The organism is Variovorax atrisoli (assembly GCF_014195185.1).
Lineage (GTDB): Bacteria > Pseudomonadota > Gammaproteobacteria > Burkholderiales > Burkholderiaceae_C > Variovorax > Variovorax atrisoli.
The window spans coordinates 17287-36396 of the sequence record NZ_JACIBG010000017.1 but is presented as its reverse complement, the minus strand read 5'-3'; the positions used below and the strand labels follow the sequence as shown (position 1 = coordinate 36396).

Sequence of the window (19110 nt, the reverse complement as noted above, 5' to 3'; positions counted from 1 at the left end):
ATTTCGTGATCTTTTACAGCGTCACGACGATCTTCCCGAACGCGCCGCGCTCCAGGTGGTCGAGCGCATCGGGCAGCGCGTCGAAGCCGTAGCTCGCGGCGATCACTGGCTTGAGCGCATTCGCGTCGACGGCGCGCACCAGGTCCTCGAGCGCGCGCCGGTGGCCCACGCCGATGCCCTGCACCGTGACGCGGCCCAGCACCATCGCGTAGAACGACGCGCTCAGCGTCTCGCCGCCGAGCATGCCGATGATCGACACGCGCCCGCCCTGCTTCACGGCCTGCAATGAGCGGTCGAGGTTCGGCCCGCTCGCGAGTTCGAGCACGTGGTCGGCGCCGCGCCCCTGCGTGAGGCGCCGCACTTCGGCGGGCCAGTCGCCGTCGCGCGCGAGCACGTGCTCGGCGCCGAGCGCGAGGGCCTGTGCGCGCTTGCGGTCGTCGCCGCCCGTCACCACGATGGCTCGCGCGCCGTGCAGCCGTGCGATCTGCAGGCCGAAGAGCGCGACGCCGCCGGTGCCGTGGATCAGCACCGTCTCGCCGGCGCGCAGCGCGCCGGTCTCGACCAGCGCGAACCACGCGGTGAGGCCCGCGCAGGGCAGGGTGCTGGCTTCGGCCAGGCTCAGCGTCTCGGGCGCGGCCACTGCCCAGCCGGCATCGAGCAGCACGTGCGAGGCCAGCATGCCGGCGCCGGGCCCGCCCAGCGGCGTGGCGCCGTCGGGCCAGTGGCTGTCGATCCAGCCGCCCCAGAAGGTGCCGACGACGCGGTCGCCCGCGGAGAAGCGCGTGACGCCCGGGCCCACGGCTTCGACGGTGCCGGCCATGTCGGAGCCCGGCACGAAGGGCATGCCGATCGCCATGCCCATGCCGTCGCGGATCATCAGCAGGTCACGGTAGTTGAGCGACACCGCGCCCACCTTCACGAGGATCTGGTTCGCGCCCGGTGCGGGCAGCGGGGCGTCGGCCTGTGCGAGATGGGCGCGGCCGAATTCGGGAAGCTGCCAGCGGCGCAGCGAGGGGTTTTCTTGCATGAGTGACTCCAGGGAAAACGGAAGCCTTCATGCTATTGACGATCATGAATATCCGGTGGTGGATAATTTTCCGATCAATGGCGCCTGAAAGTATCCAATGAGCCAGCGTCTGCAAGGCATCGAAGAGTTCGTCGCGGCGGTGGAAGCCGGCAGCTTCGCGCTGGCCGCCCAGCGGCTGCACGTCACCCGCTCGGCGGTCGCCAAGAGCATCGCGAGGCTCGAATCGCGGCTGGACACGCGGCTCTTCCTGCGCACCACGCGCAGCCAGAGCCTCACCGAGGAAGGCCACGGCTATTACGAGCGCTGCCGCCGCGCGCTCGCCGAGCTCGAAGCGGCCGAGGCGATCGCCGACGTGGCGCGCAGCACCGCCTCGGGCCTCGTGCGGCTGAGCATGCCGGCGATGCTGGGCCGGCTGAAAGTGGGGCCGCTGCTGCTGGCGCTGGCGCGCAGCCATCCGCAGCTGTCGCTGGAGCTGTCGTTCAACGACCGGCGCGTCGATCTGGCCGAGGAGGGGCTCGACCTCGCCATCCGCAGCGGCGAGCTCGCCGACAGCACGGAGCTGGTCGCGCGCCCGGTCGGCATGCAGTGGATGGCGCTGTGCGCCTCGCCGGCCTACCTGGCCGCGCACGGGCATCCGGGCGGCATCGACGACCTGAAGCAACACGGGGCCGTGCTCTACGCGCGCGACGGGCAGGTGTCGTCCTGGCGCTTCCACGACGCCGAGGGCCGTCTCGTCGAGGTGACGCCGCCCTCGCGGCTGCGCTGCGACAGCGCCGAGGTGCTGCTGGAGGCGGCCATCGGCGGCATGGGCCTCGCGCGGCTGCCGGCGTGGCTGGCGGCCGATGCGCTCGCGGCCGGCACGCTGGTGCGCGTGTTCGACGAGCCGCGGCCCTTCGGCTTCGAGCTGAACCTGATCCGCCCGCGCAGCCGCTACCTGCCGCTGAAGACGCGCGTGGTGATCGACTGGCTGGCCGAGCACCTGCCGCCGCTGCTGGCCGCGCGCTGAGAAGCGGCGCTATCCTGCGCCTTCCGACAAAGACGACGAGGAGATCCGCGCATGCGCCCATTCGCCATCCGGCACATCGCCACCGCCGCGGGCATTGCCGCGGCATTTCTTCTGGCCGCGCCGAACGCCGCGGCCCAGGGTACGGTCAACGCGCTGTGCAGCACCGACGCCGGCTGGTGCGAGGCCGCCGCCGCGGCCTTCACGCGAGAGACCGGCATCAAGGTGCAGCAGGCCCACAAGGGCACCGGCGAGATCGGCGCCCAGCTGCGCGCGGAAGCGGCCAACCCCAAGACCGACATCTGGTGGGGCGGCACCGGCGATCCGTTCCTGCAGGCGGCGGAGCAGGGGCTGCTGGAGCCCTACCGTCCGGCCTACATCAACGACCTGCACGACTGGGCGGTGCGTCAGTACGCGCTCTCGCAGAACATGGTGGGCGGCTTCTACACCAGCGCCATCGGCTTCGGCTTCAACACCGACGTGCTGAAAAAGAAGAAGCTGCCCGAGCCCAAGTGCTGGGCCGACCTGATCAAGCCCGAGTACAAGGGCGAGATCGAGATCTCGCACCCTGCCACCAGCGGCACGGCCTACACCATCATCGCGGGCCTGGTGCAGCAGATGGGCGAGGACCAGGCCTTCGAATACCTGAAGAAGCTGCACCGCAACGTCACCAGCTACACCCGCAGCGGCCAGGCGCAGGCGCCCAACGTCGCCAAGGGCGAGGTGGCCATCGGCGTGAGCTTCATCTTCGGCTTCGAACGCTGGCGCTACGACAAATTTCCCGTGAAGACCGCCGCTCCCTGCGAGGGCACGGGCTACGAGATCGGCGGCATCGCACTGGTGAAGGGCGCGCGCAACAAGGAGAACGCGAAGCGCTACTACGACTGGCTGATGAGCCCTGCGGGCCAGGCCATCGGCGGCAAGGCGGGCAGCCTGCAGTCGCCGGCCAACAAGACCTTCAAGCCCGACCCGCGCATCCCGTCGATGGCCGACGTGAAGCTCATCCGGTACGACTTCGAGAAGTACGGCAAGGCGGCCGAGCGCAAGCGCATCATCGACCGCTGGACGCGGGAGGTGGAGTCGCTGCCCAGATAGATCCGTCGGGATGCCGGATGCGAACAGGGGGCGGTGGCTCCCGGGGACGAGGCCGGGGGCTGGTCATTCGGCCTCTTTCTGCCCTTGAGAATGGCAAAAGTTGCCCCATTTCACGACGTTGGCAGGGCATCGCCCCTTCGGTGCCGTGCCCGACTTAGAATTTTTTGGATTCGACATATCTTTTTCCATGGCTGATTCCTCCAAAACCAAACTTCCGTTCCAGGCCGAAGTCGCACAGCTGCTGCATCTGGTCACCCATGCGCTCTACTCGAACAAGGAAATCTTCCTGCGCGAGCTGATCTCGAACGCATCGGACGCCTGCGACAAGCTGCGCTTCGAGGCCCTCGACCATCCCGAGCTGTACGAAGGCCAGTCCGACCTCGACGTGCGCCTGAGCTTCGACAAGGCCGCGCGCACCATCACCATCACCGACAAGGGCATCGGCCTGTCGCGCCAGGAGGCGATCGACAACCTCGGCACCATCGCCAAGAGCGGCACCAAGGACTTCATGAGCAAGTTGAGCGGCGACCAGAAGGCCGACGCGCAGCTCATCGGCCAGTTCGGCGTGGGCTTCTACTCGGGCTTCATTGTGGCCGACAAGATCACGGTCGAATCGCGCCGCGCGGGCCTTCCGGCCGACCAGGGCGTGCGCTGGGTGAGCGGCGGCGCCGGCGACTTCGAGGTGACCGACATCACCCGCCCCGAGCGCGGCACCAGCATCACGCTGCACCTGCGCGAGGATGCCGACGAGTTCCTCAACGCCTGGAAGCTCAAGCAGATCGTCGGCAAGTACTCCGACCACATCTCCCTGCCCATCCTCATGGAGAAGGAAGAGTGGAAGGACGGCGAGAACGACCAGCCCGGCGACATGGTGAAGACCGGCGAATGGGAGACCGTCAACAAGGCCAACGCCCTGTGGAGCCGCCCCAAGAAGGACATCACCCCCGAGCAGTACGAGGAGTTCTACAAGAGCATCAGCCACGACTACGAGGCCCCGCTCGCATGGAGCCACAACCGCGTGGAAGGCAGCACCGAGTACACGCAGCTGCTGTACATCCCGGCCAAGGCGCCCTTCGACCTGTGGAACCGTGACAAGAGCGCGGGCGTGAAGCTCTACGTCAAGCGCGTCTTCATCATGGACGACGCCGATGCGCTGATGCCCAGCTACCTGCGCTTCGTCAAGGGCGTGATCGACTCGGCCGACCTGCCGCTGAACGTGAGCCGCGAGCTGCTGCAGGAAAGCCGCGACGTGAAGGCGATCCGCGAGGGCAGCACCAAGCGCGTGCTCGGCATGCTGGAAGACCTGGCCAAGAAGCAGAAGACCTCGCCCGAGAGCGGCGAGGGCAGGATCGACGTGGGCTCCGGCGAATCGGTGCCGGCCCCCGAGCCGACCGAAGGCGTGACCGACGTGGTCGACAAGAACGCGCCCACCGCCGCCGAGACCGCCGCTGCCGCGGCCGACGAATCGGGCAAGTACGCCAAGTTCTACGCCGAGTTCGGCGCGGTGCTCAAGGAAGGCCTGGGCGAGGACTTCGCCAACCGCGATCGCATCGCCAAGCTGCTGCGCTACGCCTCCACCACCACCGACTCGGTGAGCGTGAGCTTCGCGGACTACAAGGCCCGCATGAAGGAAGGCCAGGACGCCATCTACTACATCACGGCCGACACGCTCGCCGCCGCCAGGAACAGCCCGCAGCTCGAGGTCTTCAAGAAGAAGGGCATCGAGGTGCTGCTGATGACCGACCGCGTGGACGAGTGGGCGCTGAACTACCTCAACGAGTTCGACGGCACGCCGCTGCAGAGCGTGGCCAAGGGCGCGGTCGACCTCGGCAAGCTGCAGGACGAGGCCGAGAAGAAGGCCGCCGAGGAAGCCGCCGAGTCGTTCAAGCCGATGCTCGAGAAGCTCAAGGAAGCGCTCAAGGACAAGGCCGAGGACGTGCGCGTGACCACGCGCCTGGTCGATTCGCCCGCCTGCCTCGTGGTGCAGGACGGCGGCATGAGCACGCAGCTCGCGCGCATGCTCAAGCAGGCCGGCCAGCCCGCGCCCGACCTGAAGCCGGTGCTCGAAGTCAACGCCGAGCATCCGCTGGTGAAGAAGCTCGAGGGCTCCTCGCACTTCGACGACCTGGCCAACATCCTGTTCGACCAGGCCCTGCTGGCCGAAGGCGGCCTGCCGGCGGACCCGGCGGCCTACGTGAGGCGCGTCAACGCGCTGCTGGTGTGAACGGCCGGCCGCGCGTCATCCGGGCAGCGGCCGTCGTTCCGGCGGCGATGCTGCTGCTCCTGGCGGGCGGCTGTTCCCACTACCACGTCGGCATTCCGCTGGTGCCCGGGCTCTCGCTGGGGCTCGGCGCCACGAAAGACGGCAATTTCTCCGTGGGGCTCAACACCGGCTTCGGCCCGCTGGGCGCGGGCGTCGCCGTGAACAACGGCGGGCAGGTGTCGGGCTCGGCCGGCGTGGGCGTCGGCGTGGGGCCGGTGCGCACCGGCGTGAGCAAGGGGGCCGTGCTCTACGACCCCAAGGCCGCACCGGCGGCTCCTGGAACTCCGGCAGCTCCTGGAGCGCCCGTTGCGCCGGCCGCGGCGGCCGGCACTGTGGCTTCGGCTGCGCCAGCCGCTCCTTCATCGGGCGCTTCCCCGACCGGCACGCCTGTCGCCTCTTCCGCCGCCGCTGCGCCCGCCCCCGTGCAGTACTACTCGACACCCGAGGCTCCCTTCACGCCCGTGGCACCCGTCGTCCCCCCGAAGCCGGTGGCTGCGGCGCCGGCTCCCTCCAGGAGGGCGCCGCTGGTCAAGATCACGCGACCGCCGCCGGAGCCGGCTGCACCCGTCGCCCAGGCGGCGACCGCAGCCGCACCCGCCGTCAACGTCACCTACCGCACGCCGGCCGTGGCCGCCGCCGCGGCAGCGGCCCGCGAGGCCGGCACGCCGGGCAATCCGGTCGCGCCCTGACTTCTTCCTGATCGCCCCGCATCCCCGCTCGGCCCATGTGGCCTCGCGGCATGCGAACGCCCGGGCCGGCGGCGATGCCACTACCATGGCGCAGAACCCGTCCGCCCTTCCATGACAAGCCGCCGACCGCTTCTGCAGCAACTCCTGGCCATGACCGCGCTTGCGGCCGCACCGTGGCTGCCGCGCGCGGCGAAGGCGCAGTTCGCCTATCCCTCCAGGTCGATCCGCTGGATCGTGCCCTACCAGGCCGGCGCGGGCACCGACATCGTCGCGCGCACCATCGGCGCGCAGCTCGCCATCGACTGGGGACAGTCGGTGAGCATCGAGAACCGGGCCGGCGGCAACACCGCGCTGGGCGCCATCGAGGCCGCGCGTGCTCCGGCCGACGGCTACACGCTGCTGTCGGCGGACAGCGGCACGCTGGTGTTCAACCCGGCGCTGTACCGCAACCTCAGCTACAACCCCTCGCGCGACTTCGCGCCCGTCACCCTGCTCGGGCGACTGCCGATGGTGCTGCTGGTGGGGCCGGCCAGCGGAGTGAAGGACGCACAGGCCTTCATCGACGACGCGCGCGCCTTCCCCGGCAAGGTCAGCTACGCCTCGGCCGGCACCGGCAGCCCGCAGCACCTGTCGATGGAACTGCTCGAACGCGAGGCCGGGCTGGAGATGGTGCACGTGCCCTACCGCAGCGCCGCGGCCGCGGTCGCCGACGTGGCCGGCGGCCAGCTGCCGGTGATGATGTGCGACCTGGCCGCCTCGCGCCGTTTCATCCAGAGCGGCAGGCTGCGCCCGCTGGCGGTGGCGAACCCCTCGCGCCTCGCGCAGCTGCCGCGCGTGCCCACCTTCGCCGAGATCGGCCTGCCGCGCGTCGAGGCCGCCGCGCTCATGGGCCTGGTGGTGCCCGCCAACACGCCGGGCGAGATCGTCTCGCGGCTGCAGCAGTCGGTCGCCAGCGCCATCCACAACCCCGCGGTGCAGCGCCGGCTGTCCGAGTACGGCGTGGAGCCCGCGGGCGACACGCCCTCGCGCTTCGCGGCGCTGCTGCAGGGCGAGTCGGCGCGGTGGCATCCGCTGATCCGCGACCTGAACCTTTCGCTGGACTAGGACGCCGCCTTTACGGCAACTTTGCCGAAGCACCGCGCCTTGCTCACGCCGGGCTAAGACGGCCTGCCTAGATTGGCGGGGCCCATGACCACCCGCCGGTTCCATCACGTCGTCTTCGCCGACGATTTCTTCCGTTCTTCCGCCAACGGGCTCCAGTACCACGTCGCCAACCGGCGCTTCCTTCGAGGCTTCTTCGACTCCGCGCTGGGCCGCCTGGGCCTGCCCGCGAGCGAGGTCGCGCCGATGTCCGAGGGCGGGCGCATCGACGTCGCGCGCCTCATGGACCGGCTGGAGCTGCCCTGCACGCCCGCCGGCTGGGCGCGCGCCTGCGTGACCGACCTCGCGCCGCTGGCCGGCCGCGACGGCATGCCGGCCTTCGGCCCCGGCTGCCTGGTGATCGGCTGGGGCCTCACGCCCGCGCAGCAGCGCTGCATCGACACCTGCGGCGCCAGCTACCTCGACATCGAGATCGATCCGCGCCGCTTCACCGAGCACCTGCACTTCTGCGCGCGCACCAACGACCCCGCCATCGAAGCCGCGCTTCTGGCACGCCGGGTGGACGAGGAGCTGTTCTGGAACCACGCGAGCGCGCTCAAGGGCCGCTTCGCGCGCCACGGAGCCGGGTCGCTCTTCGACGCGAGGCTGCGCGTGGGCCTCTTCTTCGGCCAGAGCCTGGTGGACCTGTCGCTCGTCAGCGGCGGCCGCACCATGCACCCGGCCAGCGTGATCGCGCCGCTGCGCGAGCTGGCCCGGGGCGTGGACCTGCTGGTGGTCAAGCCGCATCCGTACGAGCCCGCGCTGCACGACCTGGCGCCCATCGCGCGCGCCATTCCCAACGTGGCATGGACGCGCGAGAACACCTATGCGCTTCTGTCGGCGGGCAATGTGCATTTCGCGGCCAGCCTGTCTTCCAGCGTCCTGACCGAGGCGCGCTACTTCCGCAAGCCCGCCCACGCGCTGATCCGCGCCGACCGCAACGCGGGCGAACTGCTGCCCGCCGCCTGCTCGGGCTGGATACCGGTGGGCGCGGATCTGGGATCGAAGGACTTCATGGCAGCCGCCTGCGGCATGGAAGAAGAAGGCACCGCCGTCGACGCCGTGCGCAGCTTCGCGGCCTGGCCCTCCACGGCCATCGACCGCGCCTTCCTCACGCGCTGGGGCCTCGACGACCAGGCCGCCGGCCTGCCCGCCGTGGCCGAGCTCCAGTTGGGCCGCCCCTACCTGTTCCGGCCCGGCAGCCCCGCGACGGGCTGGCTGAGCCATGGCTGGTCGGGCTTCGACGGCGAGGGCGCGCGCAGCGAGGGGGAACTTGCCTGCCTCGTGGTGCCGCTGCCCGCGCTGTCGGCGCCGTCACAGGCCTGCGTGCAATCGCTGTCGCATCGGCAGCCCTACCGCGTGGAGGTGCGCGTCGACTATCGCGGCAACGCCAGGTCCACCAGCGTGCACGCGATGTTCGACGGGATGGTGCTGCCAAGCCAGCAGACGACCGGCGCACGGCGGCGCAGCCTGGTGTTCGAGGTCGAACCGGCCGCGGGCCGCAAATGCCTGGTGCTGCAGTTCGTCGTGGCCGGTACCGGTGTGCGCGGCGGCCCGATGCGCAGGCGCGCGGCGCCTCCGGCCTTCACGATCAGGAAGCTGCAGGTGTCGCTGCGCATGGGCCGGGGCGTGATCTCCGCGCCGCCGAAGGCGAAGGCGGTGCGATGGCCCGAGCTGCATCCGGTGCGCGCGATGGCCAGGAGGTTCCGTGCGCTGATTGATTCGGCGCGCGGAATCGCAGGCTGACGCAAGTAGCCTTCCGCCGCGTGCGCTTGCCTGGGCAGCCGGAGCCCACGAGCCGAAGACTGACGCCCTCGCTGCAGGCAGGCTGGCAGCCGGCAGAGCCGGACCGACGGAAATTGGACTTCGCCGGCACGCGTGCATTCGCATGCGCCGCACGAACACAGGAGAGTTCCGGATGTCCGAGACCCACAAGGCAATCCTCGAGAAGGCCAATGCCGCCATCGCCCAAGGCGACCACGAAGGATTTCTCGCGTTCTGCACCGACGACACGAAGTGGACCTTCGTCGGCGACAGAACCCTCGACGGCAAGCAGGCGGTGCGCGAATGGATGGCGACCGCCTACCTGGAGCCACCCCGGTTCGAGGTGCACCGCCTGATCGCCGACGGCGACTTTCTCGCGGCCCTCGGAGAGATCACGCTGAAGGACGAAACCGGCAAGGCGACCCGCCATGCGTACTGCGATGTCTGGCGCTTTCGCGATGGCCGGCTGGCCGAGCTGCAGGCCTTCGTCGTCGAAGCCCGCCCGCAGGCGCAGGGCTGACGGCCGCCTATCGCTGCGCGTTCGACGCCGCAAGCCCGTGCAGCAGCACGACCCAGTGCTGTAGCCGCTCGATGGCCGCCTGCCGGCCGTCGGCAGTGCGCACCGCGTCATCGGCCGTCGCCGCGAGCAGTTCCTGGGCCGCGCCCGCCACGGCCCGTGCGAACTTCGGCGCGTCGCCGCGCCACACCACCACGCGGTGCGCCAGCCCGAGCTGCGCCGCGCGGCCCGCGTTGATCGCCTGCTCGGGCTGGTCGGTGAGCAGCAGCAGGATCGGCCTGCGGTAGACCGCCGCGATCGACAGCGCCGCCATGCCCGGTGCCGAGACGATGAAGGCGCTGTGCGCGGCCGCCTCGATCCAGTGCTCGTCGCGCGCGTGCCAGTGCGGGCGGTGCGCATAGCCTTCGCCGACGAGGTGCGCGGGCACGCCGGCGTCGGCGAGGCCCTGCTCCAGCCCGTCGGCCAGCGCCGGTTCCTGGAAGTGCGGGTTGAGGTAGACGGCCGCGACACGATGCTGCGTCGCATCGCCCCTGTCCACCGCGTCGACCACGGCCACCGGCGTGGCCAGCCGGTGACGGCCGCGTTCGTCGTGCCGGTGCTCGCCGTAGGCGAAGTCGTGCTCGATGCGCGCGAGGCTGCGGTCGATCTGCCAGGCCACGATGCGGCCGAACAGACGGGCGACGAAGCCCGGCATGCGTCCGCCGAAGTTGGTCTCCAGCGCATGCCGCAGGCTCGCGCCGTACACGTGCACCACCTTGCGCCTCCACAAGGGCAGCCAGCCCATCAGCAGCAGCGCGGGGTGGAAGGAGTCGTTCACCACCAGGTCGGCATCGCGGAAGTGCGCGCGCAGGCGCCACACGTCGCGCAGCATGCGTTCGGGCCTGAACATGTACAGCGCCACGTTGCGGTCGGTCTCGCGGCGCAGCATGTTCTGCTGCGTGTCGAACTGCACCGCGTAGTGGCGCGAGAGCACCGGCGCGTCGATGCCGAAACCGGCGAGGAAGCGCGCGCCCTCGTCGGAGGTGGTGAGCACGCGCACCTGCGCACCGGCCTCGCGCAGCGCATGCGTGAGCAGCTGCGCGCGCATGAGGTGGCCGCGCGCGTCCGCGGTCGCGAGGTACAGGATGCGCGGCGGCATCGCTCAGGCGTGGTGCCGCACCGGCGGCGCCGAGCCCGGGCGCAGGCGCAGCGCCACGCCGGCGAGCCACATGCCGAGAGCTCCCGTCACGCCGAAGCCGCGCTCGGTGTCGCGCACCTCGCGCATCAGCTGCGCGAGCCGCGCCTCTTCATGCGGCGCCACGCAGCGCTGCAGCGTGCGGGTGCACAGGCGGATGTGGCGGTCCTCGTCGGCCATCACGCGCGCGAGCAGCGGATGCAGCGCGTGCTGCGAGCCGATCAGCGCGCAGTGGCGCTGCAGGATGCGCGAGGCCATCTGCTCGGCCGCAAGGCCGATGGCGTAGGCGGGAACCAGCCCGCCGTGCGCGAAGTGCGGCGCGTGGCGGCGGATCAGCGCCTGCCAGCGTGCGAGCTTGCGGCGGCTGAACCAGTCGGGCCTGGGCGCTTCCTCCGGCGATGCGGCGGCCTGCGCGCTGCCCCCGCGCTCGACGATGGCCTGTGCGAACAGGCGCGCATGCAGCTGCTCGTCGGCCAGGTGCTGGTCGAGCTGGCGTGCCAGCCATTCGGGCGGCGCGATGCGCAGCTCGCGCTGCAGCGCCTGCTCCGACGATTCCTCGCCCACGAGGTAGAAGCGCAGCAGCAGCATCTCTCCGTCGTTGCTCGCATGCAGCTGCCGCAGCGCGGCGCGCTTGACGTGGTGCACCAGCCGGGCCTGCAGCGCGGGCCAGCCGCGCAGTCGCGGCGGCGAGAGGCACTCGAAGCCGGGCGCGGTGCCGGCCGGGTTGCCAGGCGTGGGGTCAGCGGCCATCGGCCCTGGTCTTCACCGGTTGCGGCGGCTGTTGCTGTTGCCAGCCCAGCACCAGCCCGATGAAGCTGTCCTGCAGGAATGCGCGCGCGGCCGCGTCGGCGCCCGCGAACTCACGCTGCTGGCCGTCGTAGCGGATGTAGCCCTTGCCGTCGGCGGCGCCCAGCAGCAGCTTCTCGTTCTTGCGGAAGCCGCGCTGCAGCAGGGGCTGCAGCAGAGGCTGCGATTCGAGCCCGTAGAGGAACATGTCGCGCTGGATCACCTGGCGCGGGATCTTGCTGCTGAGCGCCTGCAGCTCGAGCGTCCAGTTGCCCTGCCGCATCGCCTCGGCCAGGTCGCGGCCCTTGGCGCCCGGCGCGCGGAAACGCGCGCGCGCCACCGACTTGGAGGCCCGGCTCAGGCCGAGGCCGATGGTGATGTCGGCGTCCCGCGCGCCATCGGCACGGTTGTCGTCCACCTGCACGAACACGTTGGCCAGCCGCGCGGCCAGCGAGGGCTTCGCCAGCGCCTCGACGATCTGCTCGGCGGTGAGCATCACGCGCTCGCTGCCGGGCTCGTTCACCGTCACCTTGTACGGATCGATGCGGATGTCGTCGAACTCGCCGCTCACCGGCGAATGGGCATGGCTGCTGACCGACCACTCGCTGCCCGAGCGGCTCAGCAGCGCATGGAAGGTCAGCGGCACGCGCTGGCCGTCGCGCGCGCGGCCGGAGCCCTGCAGCAGCACGTCGCCGACGATGGTCTTCTCGGGGTAGCTGCGGGTGCTGGCGAAGCGGATGGTGTGGGCCGCTGGGTCGAGCGCGGCGTGGGTGTCGGCGTCGTCCAGCGCGAGGCGGTTGCACTCGCTGCCGCCACCCGCGAGCGCTGCGAAGGGGCAGCCGGCGTCGGACTTGAAGTTGAAGACGCCGCGGCCGGCGAAGTCGGCGGCGCCGGCCAGCGCGCAGGCGCCGGCGAGCGCGAGGCCCAGTGCCGCTCGGCGAACGGCAGGTGAAGGGAGGTTGCGCATGGTCTTTGTTCGTTCTTCTTCTGCGGAAAGGGAAAGGAGCAGGGCTCGATCAGGGCCGGTGATACGACAGCGCCTGCGCATCCGCGTGGGTGCGCCCGGTCGTGTGCCAGCCGATGCCGCGCGCGAACGCGCCCAGCATGTCGATGGCCGAGAAACCCAGGATGAGCGCTACGCCCGCGAGCCAGCGCAGGCCGCGCAGCGGCGGCAGGTCTTGATGGTTGAGCGCCTTCATGCTGAAGCCCAGCCGCGTGAACAGCACCGCCAGCGGCCCGATCGGACCGCTGCGCGCGAGCCACTGCCAGCGCGGCGACACGTAGCTGCGCAGCAGGTGCGGCGTGAGCGAGTAGGTGTCCTGCCCACGCATCCAGCGCAGCTTCAGCGCCTCGGCGCGGGTGTCGGGCAGGCGGTGCTCGGTGTGGGCCGCGGCCGCGTAATGGATGGGCACGCCCGCCGCCTTCAGCCGCATGCCGAGCACCTGGCAGTGCGCGCGGTAGACGCCGTCGAGCGCCTGGTAGCTGTGCTGCTCGAACACGTCGCGGCGGAAGGCCACGTTGTTCGCGTAGAAGTTGCTCGTGGCGCCGGCGTGGTCGGCGTTGGGGAAGTACATGAAGTCGATGGTGGTGAGCGCGGTGCCCACCACGCTGGCTGCATAGCTGGTGCGCCCGGCCACCACGGCTGGCGCTTCGGCGCCCCTGGTGAAGGGCAGCAGCATCTGAAGCAGCCAGTCGTCGTCGGGCAGGCAGTCGGCGTCGGCGAACACCACGTGCGTGCAGCGCTGCGCGTCGGTGGCCGCGAAGCCCGCGTTCTTGGCGTCGTAGTAGCCGGTGCTCGCGTCGATGCGTACGAAGTCGACCGGGCGGCCTGCGAGCGCGCTCACGGCCTCGCAGGTGGCCGGGCTCAGGCCGTCGTGCGTGATGACCACCTGCGCGAGCGCGGCGAGCGGCAGCTTCTGCCTGCCCAGCAGGGCGACCAGGCGCTGCAGGCTGGCACCGGCCCTGGCCTCGGCATCGGCTCCGCCGCGCAGGTTGTTGGTCTCCAGGACCAGAGCGCAACGCGCGGCAACTTGATCGGGCATCATCGAATTTTCCTGTCCGGACATCGTTTTGAAGGCTTGCATCCTGCTTTTATCGCACAACCGCGCCCGCCACCAGTGCCGCATGCCATGGGGCCGGCCATGAAGGTGAGCATCTTCGGCGCGGGCTACGTGGGCCTGAGCTTCGCGGCCTGCCTGGCCGAGGCCGGCCACGAGGTGCTGTGCGCGGACGCGGACCTGGCGCGCATCGAGGGGCTGCAGCGCGGCCTGATGCCGCTGCACGAGCCGAGCCTGGAGGCGCTGGTGGCCTCGGGCATCGCCGCCGGCACCCTGCGATTCACGGACGACGAGCGCGCGGCCTGCGCGCACGGCGATCTGCTCTTCATCGTGGTGAACACGCCGGCCGATGCGCAGGGGCGGGTCGACCTGCGGCACGTGATCGCGGTGGCCGCCGCCATCGGACGGCATCGCGATCGCGACGCACTGGTGGTCTGCAAATCGACCGCGCCCGTGGGCACGGCCGCGCAGGTCGAGGCCGTGCTGGGCGGCGAACTCGCGCAGCGCGGCGTGCGGCACCGCATCGCCGTGGCGGTGAACCCCGAGTTCCTGCGCGAAGGCTCGGCGGTGCGCGACTGCCGCCAGCCCGACCGCGTGGTGATCGGCAGCGAGGACCCATGGGCCGTCGAGCTGTTGACCCGGCTCTACGCGCCCTTCATCCAGGACCCGCAGATGCAGCTGCTGGTGATGGACCGCCGCTCGGCCGAGCTCACCAAGTACGCGGCCAACGCGATGCTCGCCACCCGCATCAGCTTCATGAACGAGATGGCCCGCGTGGCCGAACTGGCGGGTGCCGACATCGAGGCGGTGCGGCGCGGCATCGGCGCAGACCGGCGCATCGGGCCCGACTTCCTGCAGGCCGGCGCGGGCTATGGCGGCTCCTGCCTCGCGAAGGATGTGCGGGCGCTGGTGCATGCGGCCGACCGCGGCGGCCACGCGCTGCGCATCCTTGCCGCGGTCGAGGCCACGAACCACGAGCAGAAGGGCCGCCTCTTCGACCTGATGACGCACCACTTCGGCGGCCGCATCGCCGGCAAGACCGTCGCGGTGTGGGGCCTGGCCTTCAAGCCCGATACCGACGACATGCGCGACGCGCCCAGCCTGGTGCTGCTGCAGCGGCTGTGGGCGGCCGGTGCGCGCGTGCAGGTCTACGACCCCGCGGCGATGCCGAACGCGCGCGACCTCCTCGGCGATCGCGAGGACCTGCGCTGGTGCGCCACGGCGCCCGAAGCACTGCAGGGCGCCGATGCGCTGGCGCTCGTCACCGAGTGGGACGAGTTCCGGCGCCCCGATTTCGCGCACATTGCGAAAGAGCTGCGCGCTGCGGTCATCTTCGATGGCCGCAATGCGTACGACGCCGCGGAGGTCGAGTCGGCGGGCATCGCCTACTACGGCATCGGCCGCGGCCGGTCGTCACTGCGGCTGGGCTGAGTCCTGGTCCTGCGCGAGGAAGGCGTCGCCGGGCGTGAGCGGCGCATGCCGGTAGCTCGCCGGCGTGCGGCTGAGCTTCACCGGCGCGCCGATGCCGCGATAGCCGCCGGGCATCTCCACCACCATCTCGCGGTGCTGCGTGTGCGGATGCTGCAGCGCGGCATCGACCGGCAGCACGGGCGCGGCGGGCACGCCCGCGGCCATCAATTCATCGACCAGCGTGCGGCCATCGAATGCCGCCATCGCGGCCTCGAGCCGCTGCTTGAGTTGCGCGCGGTGCACCGAGCGCGCGCCGGCCGTGCGAAAGAGCGGATCGTCCGCGAGTTCGGGCACGCCGATGCAGCGGCACATGCTCGCGAACTGCCGGTCGTTGCCCACGGCGACGAACACGGGGTCGGTGCCGGTGGCCAGCGCGTCGTAGGGATAGATGTTCGGATGCGCGTTGCCGGTGCGGCGCGGCTCGGTGCCGTCCATGAACCAGTTGGCGGCGTGCGGATGCAGCAGCGAGAGGCCGCTGTCGTACAGCGCCGCCTCCACGAACTGGCCGCGCCCGCTGCGGTTGCGTTCCTGCAGCGCGAGCAGCACGCCGATCACCGCGTTGAGGCCGGTCACCATGTCGACCACCGGCAGGCCGACGCGCAGCGGACCGCCGTCGGCCTCGCCGTTGATGCTCATGATGCCGGTCATGGCCTGCACGGCGGCGTCGTAGCCCGGCAGCCCACCCAGCGGGCCGTCGGCGCCGAAGCCCGACACGCGGCACCACACCAGGCGCGGGAAGCGCTTCGACAGTTCCTCGTAGCCGATGCCCCAGCGCTCCATGGTGCCGGTCTTGAAGTTCTCGATCAGCACGTCGGCTTCGGCCACCAGTGCGAGCAGCGCCTCGCGGCCTTCCTCGGTGGAGAAGTCCAGGTGCTGCACGCGCTTGTTGCGGTTGAGCCCGTGGTAGTACGAGGCCACGCCTTCCCTGAAGGGCGGGCCCCAGGTGCGCGTGTCGTCGCCCTGCGGCGGCTCGATCTTGAGCACGTCGGCGCCGTGGTCGCCGAGGATCTGTCCGCAGTAGGGGCCGCCGAGGATGCGGGAGATGTCGAGGACTCGGATGCCTGCGAGGGCGCCTTGTGGAGCTTGCGTCATTTCTTGTTCCTGTGTTTTGCTTTGCGGGGCGCGTGCACAGGCCGCCGGGTACTCCCCTCCGCGAATGTCCCCCGGGCCTGCGGCCCTCCTCCTTTGTTTCGCTGCGGGGAGCACCCGACGCCCTGTGCACATGGACGCTCTGCTGGTGCCGGCCGCATGAGCGCAGCGCTCATCGATCACGACGATGGGGTGCCTTGCGCAGCGAAACAAAGGAAGAGGCCGCAGGCCGGGGACATTCGCGGAGCAAGGCACCCCGTCGGCGTGATCGTTCCCCGGATGACTGCCTCAGTCGAGCTGCGCCCCCGACTTCTTCACGACGTCCTTCCACTTCACGGACTCGCCAGCAATGAACTGCCCGAGCTTCTGCGGCGAAGTGTCGGCAGGCACTTCGAGACCCTGGGCCGCGAACATCTGCTTCACCTTGGGCGAATTCAGCACTTCCGTGAACGCATGGTTGAGCTTGTTCACGCGATCGGCAGGCGTGCCGGCCGGCGCGACGATGCCGAAGAACACGCTCACGTCGTAGCCCTTGTAGCCCTGCTCCGAGATCGTCGGCACCTCCGGCAGCGCCTGCGAGCGCGCGACGGTGGCCACGCCCAGCGCGCGCAGCTTGCCGGCCTTGACGTAGGGCAGCGCGGTGAGGATGTCGGTGAAGGTCATGCTGACCTGGTTGCCCAGCAGGTCGTTGAGCGCGGGGCCGGTGCCCTTGTAGGGAATGTGCTGCAGGTCGGTGCCCGCCACCGAATTGAAGAGCACGCCCGCGAGGTGCGACGAGGCGCCGTTGCCCGACGAGGCATAGCTGAGCTTGCCGGGGTTGGTCTTCGCGTAGGCCACCAGCTCCTGCACGTTCTTCACCGGCAGCGACGGGTTCACCACCAGGATGTTGGGCAGGTAGCCGACCTGGATCACCGGCGCGAAGCTCTTGACCGGGTCGTAGTTGATCTTGCGGTAAAGGCTCGAGTTGATGGCCAGCGGGCCCGAGGTGCCGAACAGCAGCGTGTGGCCGTCGGCCTCGGCGCGCGCCACGTATTCGGCGCCGATGTTGCCGCCGGCGCCTGCGCGGTTCTCCACGATCATGGGCTGGCCGAGGCGGTCCTTCATCTCGGCGGCGAGTGTGCGCGCCATCGCGTCGGTCGGGCCGCCGGGCGGGAAGGGCACGACCAGCATCAGGGGCTTGGAGGGGAAGGCGTCGGCCGCTTGCGCGGCGGGCATGGCAGTCATCAGCGTGGCACAGGCGGCCAGCAGGAAGGTGATGCGTTTCAAGGGATGTCTCCGATTTTTTGAATGAAGGAAAGAGCTCAGGCGTGCACGGCCGTGGGCGAAACGGCTGCCGCGTTCCAGTCCGCAGGCATCGCGTCGGACGAGAGCGGATCGCGCGGCAGCACCCGGTGCAGCAGCACCAGCTGCGCCCAGCGCAGGCGCGCTGCCGAGCCGCCGCGCGAGGCCTCCCAGGCCATCGCGATGGCGCTGGTGCAGTGATAGAGGGCGGAGGCGGCCTGGCGCGCGAGCACGTCGCCGCCTTCGCGCGCGGCCGTCTCGGTGAGCGCGGCGGCGCGGTCGAGCGCGCTGCGCAGCGACTTGTCGAAACCGGGGGCGAGCGCCGCGTCGTCGAGCAGCTTCGCGCAATGCGCGCGCAGCACCGGCAGCGAGCCCTCGCGCTTCACCGCGCGGATCACGTCCAGCGCCACGATGTTGCTCGTGCCTTCCCAGATCGAGCCCAGGTGCGCGTCGCGCACGAGCCGGGCGTCGCTCCATTCCTCGATGTAGCCGCAGCCGCCGCGCACCTCCATCGCGTCGCCCGTGACCTTGCGCGCATCGCGGCAGGCGCGGAACTTGATGAGCGGCGTGAGGATGCGCAGCAGCGCATAGGCATCGGGCTCGCCGGCGTCGGAACGCGCGAGCGCCAGCGCCGTCTGGCACACCATGGTGCGGGCCTGTTCGGAGGGCAGGCGCAGCTTGTCGAGCTGGCGCTGCATCAGCGGCATCTGCTCCAGCGTGCGGCCGAAGGCGCGGCGTTCGGATGCGATGAACTCGGCCTCGGCCACCGCGCGGCGCATCAGGCCGGCGGCGCGCACGCCGTTCGACAGGCGGGAGTTGTTGACCATGTCGGCCATCTGCACGAAACCGCGGCCTTCCTCGCCCACCAGCCAGGCGGTGGCGCCTTCGAGGCGGATCTCGCCGCTGGCCATCGAGCGTGTGCCGAGCTTGTCCTTCAGCCGGATGATGCGGTAGCTGTTGGGGCTGCCGTCGTCCAGCCGGCGCGGCAGCAGGAACAGCGACACGCCCTTCATGCCCTGCGGCCCGTCGTCGGCGCGCGCGAGCACCATCGCGAAGTCGGCGTCGGGGTTCGAGCAGAACCACTTGTCGCCCGTGAGGCGCCAGCTGCCGTCCGATTCGCGGCGGGCCATGGTGGCGGTGGCGGCGATGTCGGAGCCGGCGGCCTGCTCGGTCATGAACATCGCGCCCTGGGCGAGTTCGTCGAAGTCCAGCGAGGTGAGGCGCGGCAGGTACTTCGCGACCAGCTCCGGGCTGCCGAACTTCTTCAGCGTGCGCGTGAGCGAGTCGGTCATCGACACCGGGCAGCACAGGCCGAACTCCGCCTGCACGAACAGGTAGGTCAGCACGTACTTGACCAGCGGCGGCATCCTGCCCTTCCAGCCCAGCGTGTCGTCGCGGTGCGAGATGGCGGCGAGGCCGAATTCGGCGAGCGCGAGGCGTTCCATCTCCACGTAGGCGGGGTGCTTGACGATCTTCTGTTCGTCCAGGCCGGTGCGCGTGCGCTGCTTCAGCACGGGCGGGTTGCGGTCGGCGGTGCCGGCCAGTTCGTCGATCAGGCCGCCTGCGAGGCCGCCCAGGCGCTCGAAGTGCGGCTGCATGTGGCGGCGCAGGTCTTCGGGCAGGTAGAGCGCGAGCAGGGCGTGCAGCTCGGCGTCGGTGGTGAACAGGTTCTGGCCGTGGCGGTCGGGGATCGGATGGGCGTGCTCTGCGGACATGCGCGTTGTCTCCTGGGGTTCCTTGTTTGGCGCATTGTTG

The 19110-nt window shown here is 70.6% G+C and carries 16 protein-coding genes; 8 read left to right on the top strand and 8 right to left on the bottom strand.

The window, feature by feature from the left end; all coding sequences use genetic code 11:
• Positions 1 to 13: 13 nt before the first annotated feature.
• A complete protein-coding gene (locus FHY06_RS34060) occupies positions 14 to 1027 on the bottom strand; it encodes a zinc-dependent alcohol dehydrogenase family protein (RefSeq protein ID WP_184607632.1) in 1014 nt (337 codons plus the stop codon).
• Between the two features lie 97 nt (positions 1028 to 1124).
• Here FHY06_RS34060 and FHY06_RS34055 point away from each other — a divergent pair, with 97 nt between their 5' ends.
• The 7 genes from FHY06_RS34055 (at position 1125) to FHY06_RS34025 (ending at position 9501) form a co-directional block, all read left to right on the top strand.
• A complete protein-coding gene (locus tag FHY06_RS34055) occupies positions 1125 to 2033 on the top strand; it encodes a LysR family transcriptional regulator (RefSeq protein ID WP_184607631.1) in 909 nt (302 codons plus the stop codon).
• Positions 2034 to 2084: 51 nt separating this feature from the next.
• Positions 2085 to 3125: an ABC transporter substrate-binding protein gene (locus tag FHY06_RS34050; protein ID WP_184607630.1), complete on the top strand. Its 1041-nt coding sequence runs from the start codon at positions 2085 to 2087 to the stop codon at positions 3123 to 3125.
• A 187-nt stretch (positions 3126 to 3312) separates the two neighbouring features.
• On the top strand, positions 3313 to 5349 hold the full coding sequence (htpG, locus tag FHY06_RS34045; protein WP_126183824.1) for a molecular chaperone HtpG: 2037 nt from the start codon (positions 3313 to 3315) through the stop codon (positions 5347 to 5349).
• Complete coding sequence (locus FHY06_RS34040; RefSeq protein ID WP_184607629.1) at positions 5346 to 6077, top strand: hypothetical protein; 732 nt, start codon at positions 5346 to 5348, stop codon at positions 6075 to 6077. Before htpG ends, FHY06_RS34040 begins: the two co-directional genes overlap by 4 nt.
• 150 nt (positions 6078 to 6227) lie before the next feature.
• A complete protein-coding gene (locus FHY06_RS34035; RefSeq protein WP_126183903.1) occupies positions 6228 to 7181 on the top strand; it encodes a Bug family tripartite tricarboxylate transporter substrate binding protein in 954 nt (317 codons plus the stop codon).
• Positions 7182 to 7265: 84 nt separating this feature from the next.
• On the top strand, positions 7266 to 8963 hold the full coding sequence (locus FHY06_RS34030) for a hypothetical protein (RefSeq protein WP_145759671.1): 1698 nt from the start codon (positions 7266 to 7268) through the stop codon (positions 8961 to 8963).
• Between the two features lie 172 nt (positions 8964 to 9135).
• A complete protein-coding gene (locus FHY06_RS34025) occupies positions 9136 to 9501 on the top strand; it encodes a nuclear transport factor 2 family protein (protein ID WP_132756256.1) in 366 nt (121 codons plus the stop codon).
• Positions 9502 to 9508: 7 nt separating this feature from the next.
• Here the strand turns inward: FHY06_RS34025 and FHY06_RS34020 are convergent, their stop codons facing one another.
• From FHY06_RS34020 to FHY06_RS34005, 4 genes are read right to left on the bottom strand one after another with little or no spacing between them, the layout of a single operon-like run.
• Positions 9509 to 10636 (bottom strand): glycosyltransferase family protein, encoded by a 1128-nt coding sequence (locus tag FHY06_RS34020; RefSeq protein WP_184607628.1) that lies wholly within the window; start codon positions 10634 to 10636, stop codon positions 9509 to 9511.
• Between the two features lie 3 nt (positions 10637 to 10639).
• Positions 10640 to 11422, bottom strand: coding sequence for a hypothetical protein (locus FHY06_RS34015; protein ID WP_184607627.1), 783 nt, complete (start codon positions 11420 to 11422; stop codon positions 10640 to 10642).
• A complete protein-coding gene (locus FHY06_RS34010) occupies positions 11412 to 12425 on the bottom strand; it encodes a hypothetical protein (RefSeq protein ID WP_184607626.1) in 1014 nt (337 codons plus the stop codon). Before FHY06_RS34010 ends, FHY06_RS34015 begins: the two co-directional genes overlap by 11 nt.
• Positions 12426 to 12474: 49 nt before the next feature.
• Positions 12475 to 13503: a glycosyltransferase family 2 protein gene (locus FHY06_RS34005; protein ID WP_019657747.1), complete on the bottom strand. Its 1029-nt coding sequence runs from the start codon at positions 13501 to 13503 to the stop codon at positions 12475 to 12477.
• A 96-nt stretch (positions 13504 to 13599) separates the two neighbouring features.
• Between FHY06_RS34005 and FHY06_RS34000 the strand changes: the two genes are divergently transcribed.
• Positions 13600 to 14946, top strand: a complete 1347-nt coding sequence (locus FHY06_RS34000) for a UDP-glucose dehydrogenase family protein (protein WP_184607625.1) — start codon at positions 13600 to 13602, stop codon at positions 14944 to 14946.
• Here the strand turns inward: FHY06_RS34000 and FHY06_RS33995 are convergent.
• The 3 genes from FHY06_RS33995 to FHY06_RS33985 all read right to left on the bottom strand — a co-directional run bounded on the left by FHY06_RS33995 (position 14929) and on the right by FHY06_RS33985 (position 19070).
• Entirely contained in the window at positions 14929 to 16077 is a 1149-nt protein-coding gene (locus tag FHY06_RS33995; RefSeq protein WP_184607624.1) for a CaiB/BaiF CoA transferase family protein, read from the bottom strand. The two genes, FHY06_RS34000 and FHY06_RS33995, sit on opposite strands and share 18 nt — an antisense overlap.
• Before the next feature lie 285 nt (positions 16078 to 16362).
• Positions 16363 to 17340, bottom strand: coding sequence for a Bug family tripartite tricarboxylate transporter substrate binding protein (locus tag FHY06_RS33990; RefSeq protein WP_184607623.1), 978 nt, complete (start codon positions 17338 to 17340; stop codon positions 16363 to 16365).
• A 35-nt stretch (positions 17341 to 17375) separates the two neighbouring features.
• Positions 17376 to 19070 carry an acyl-CoA dehydrogenase family protein gene (locus tag FHY06_RS33985; protein WP_184607622.1) on the bottom strand — a complete coding sequence of 565 codons (1695 nt, stop codon included), beginning with the start codon at positions 19068 to 19070 and terminating at the stop codon, positions 17376 to 17378.
• Positions 19071 to 19110: the final 40 nt, after the last annotated feature.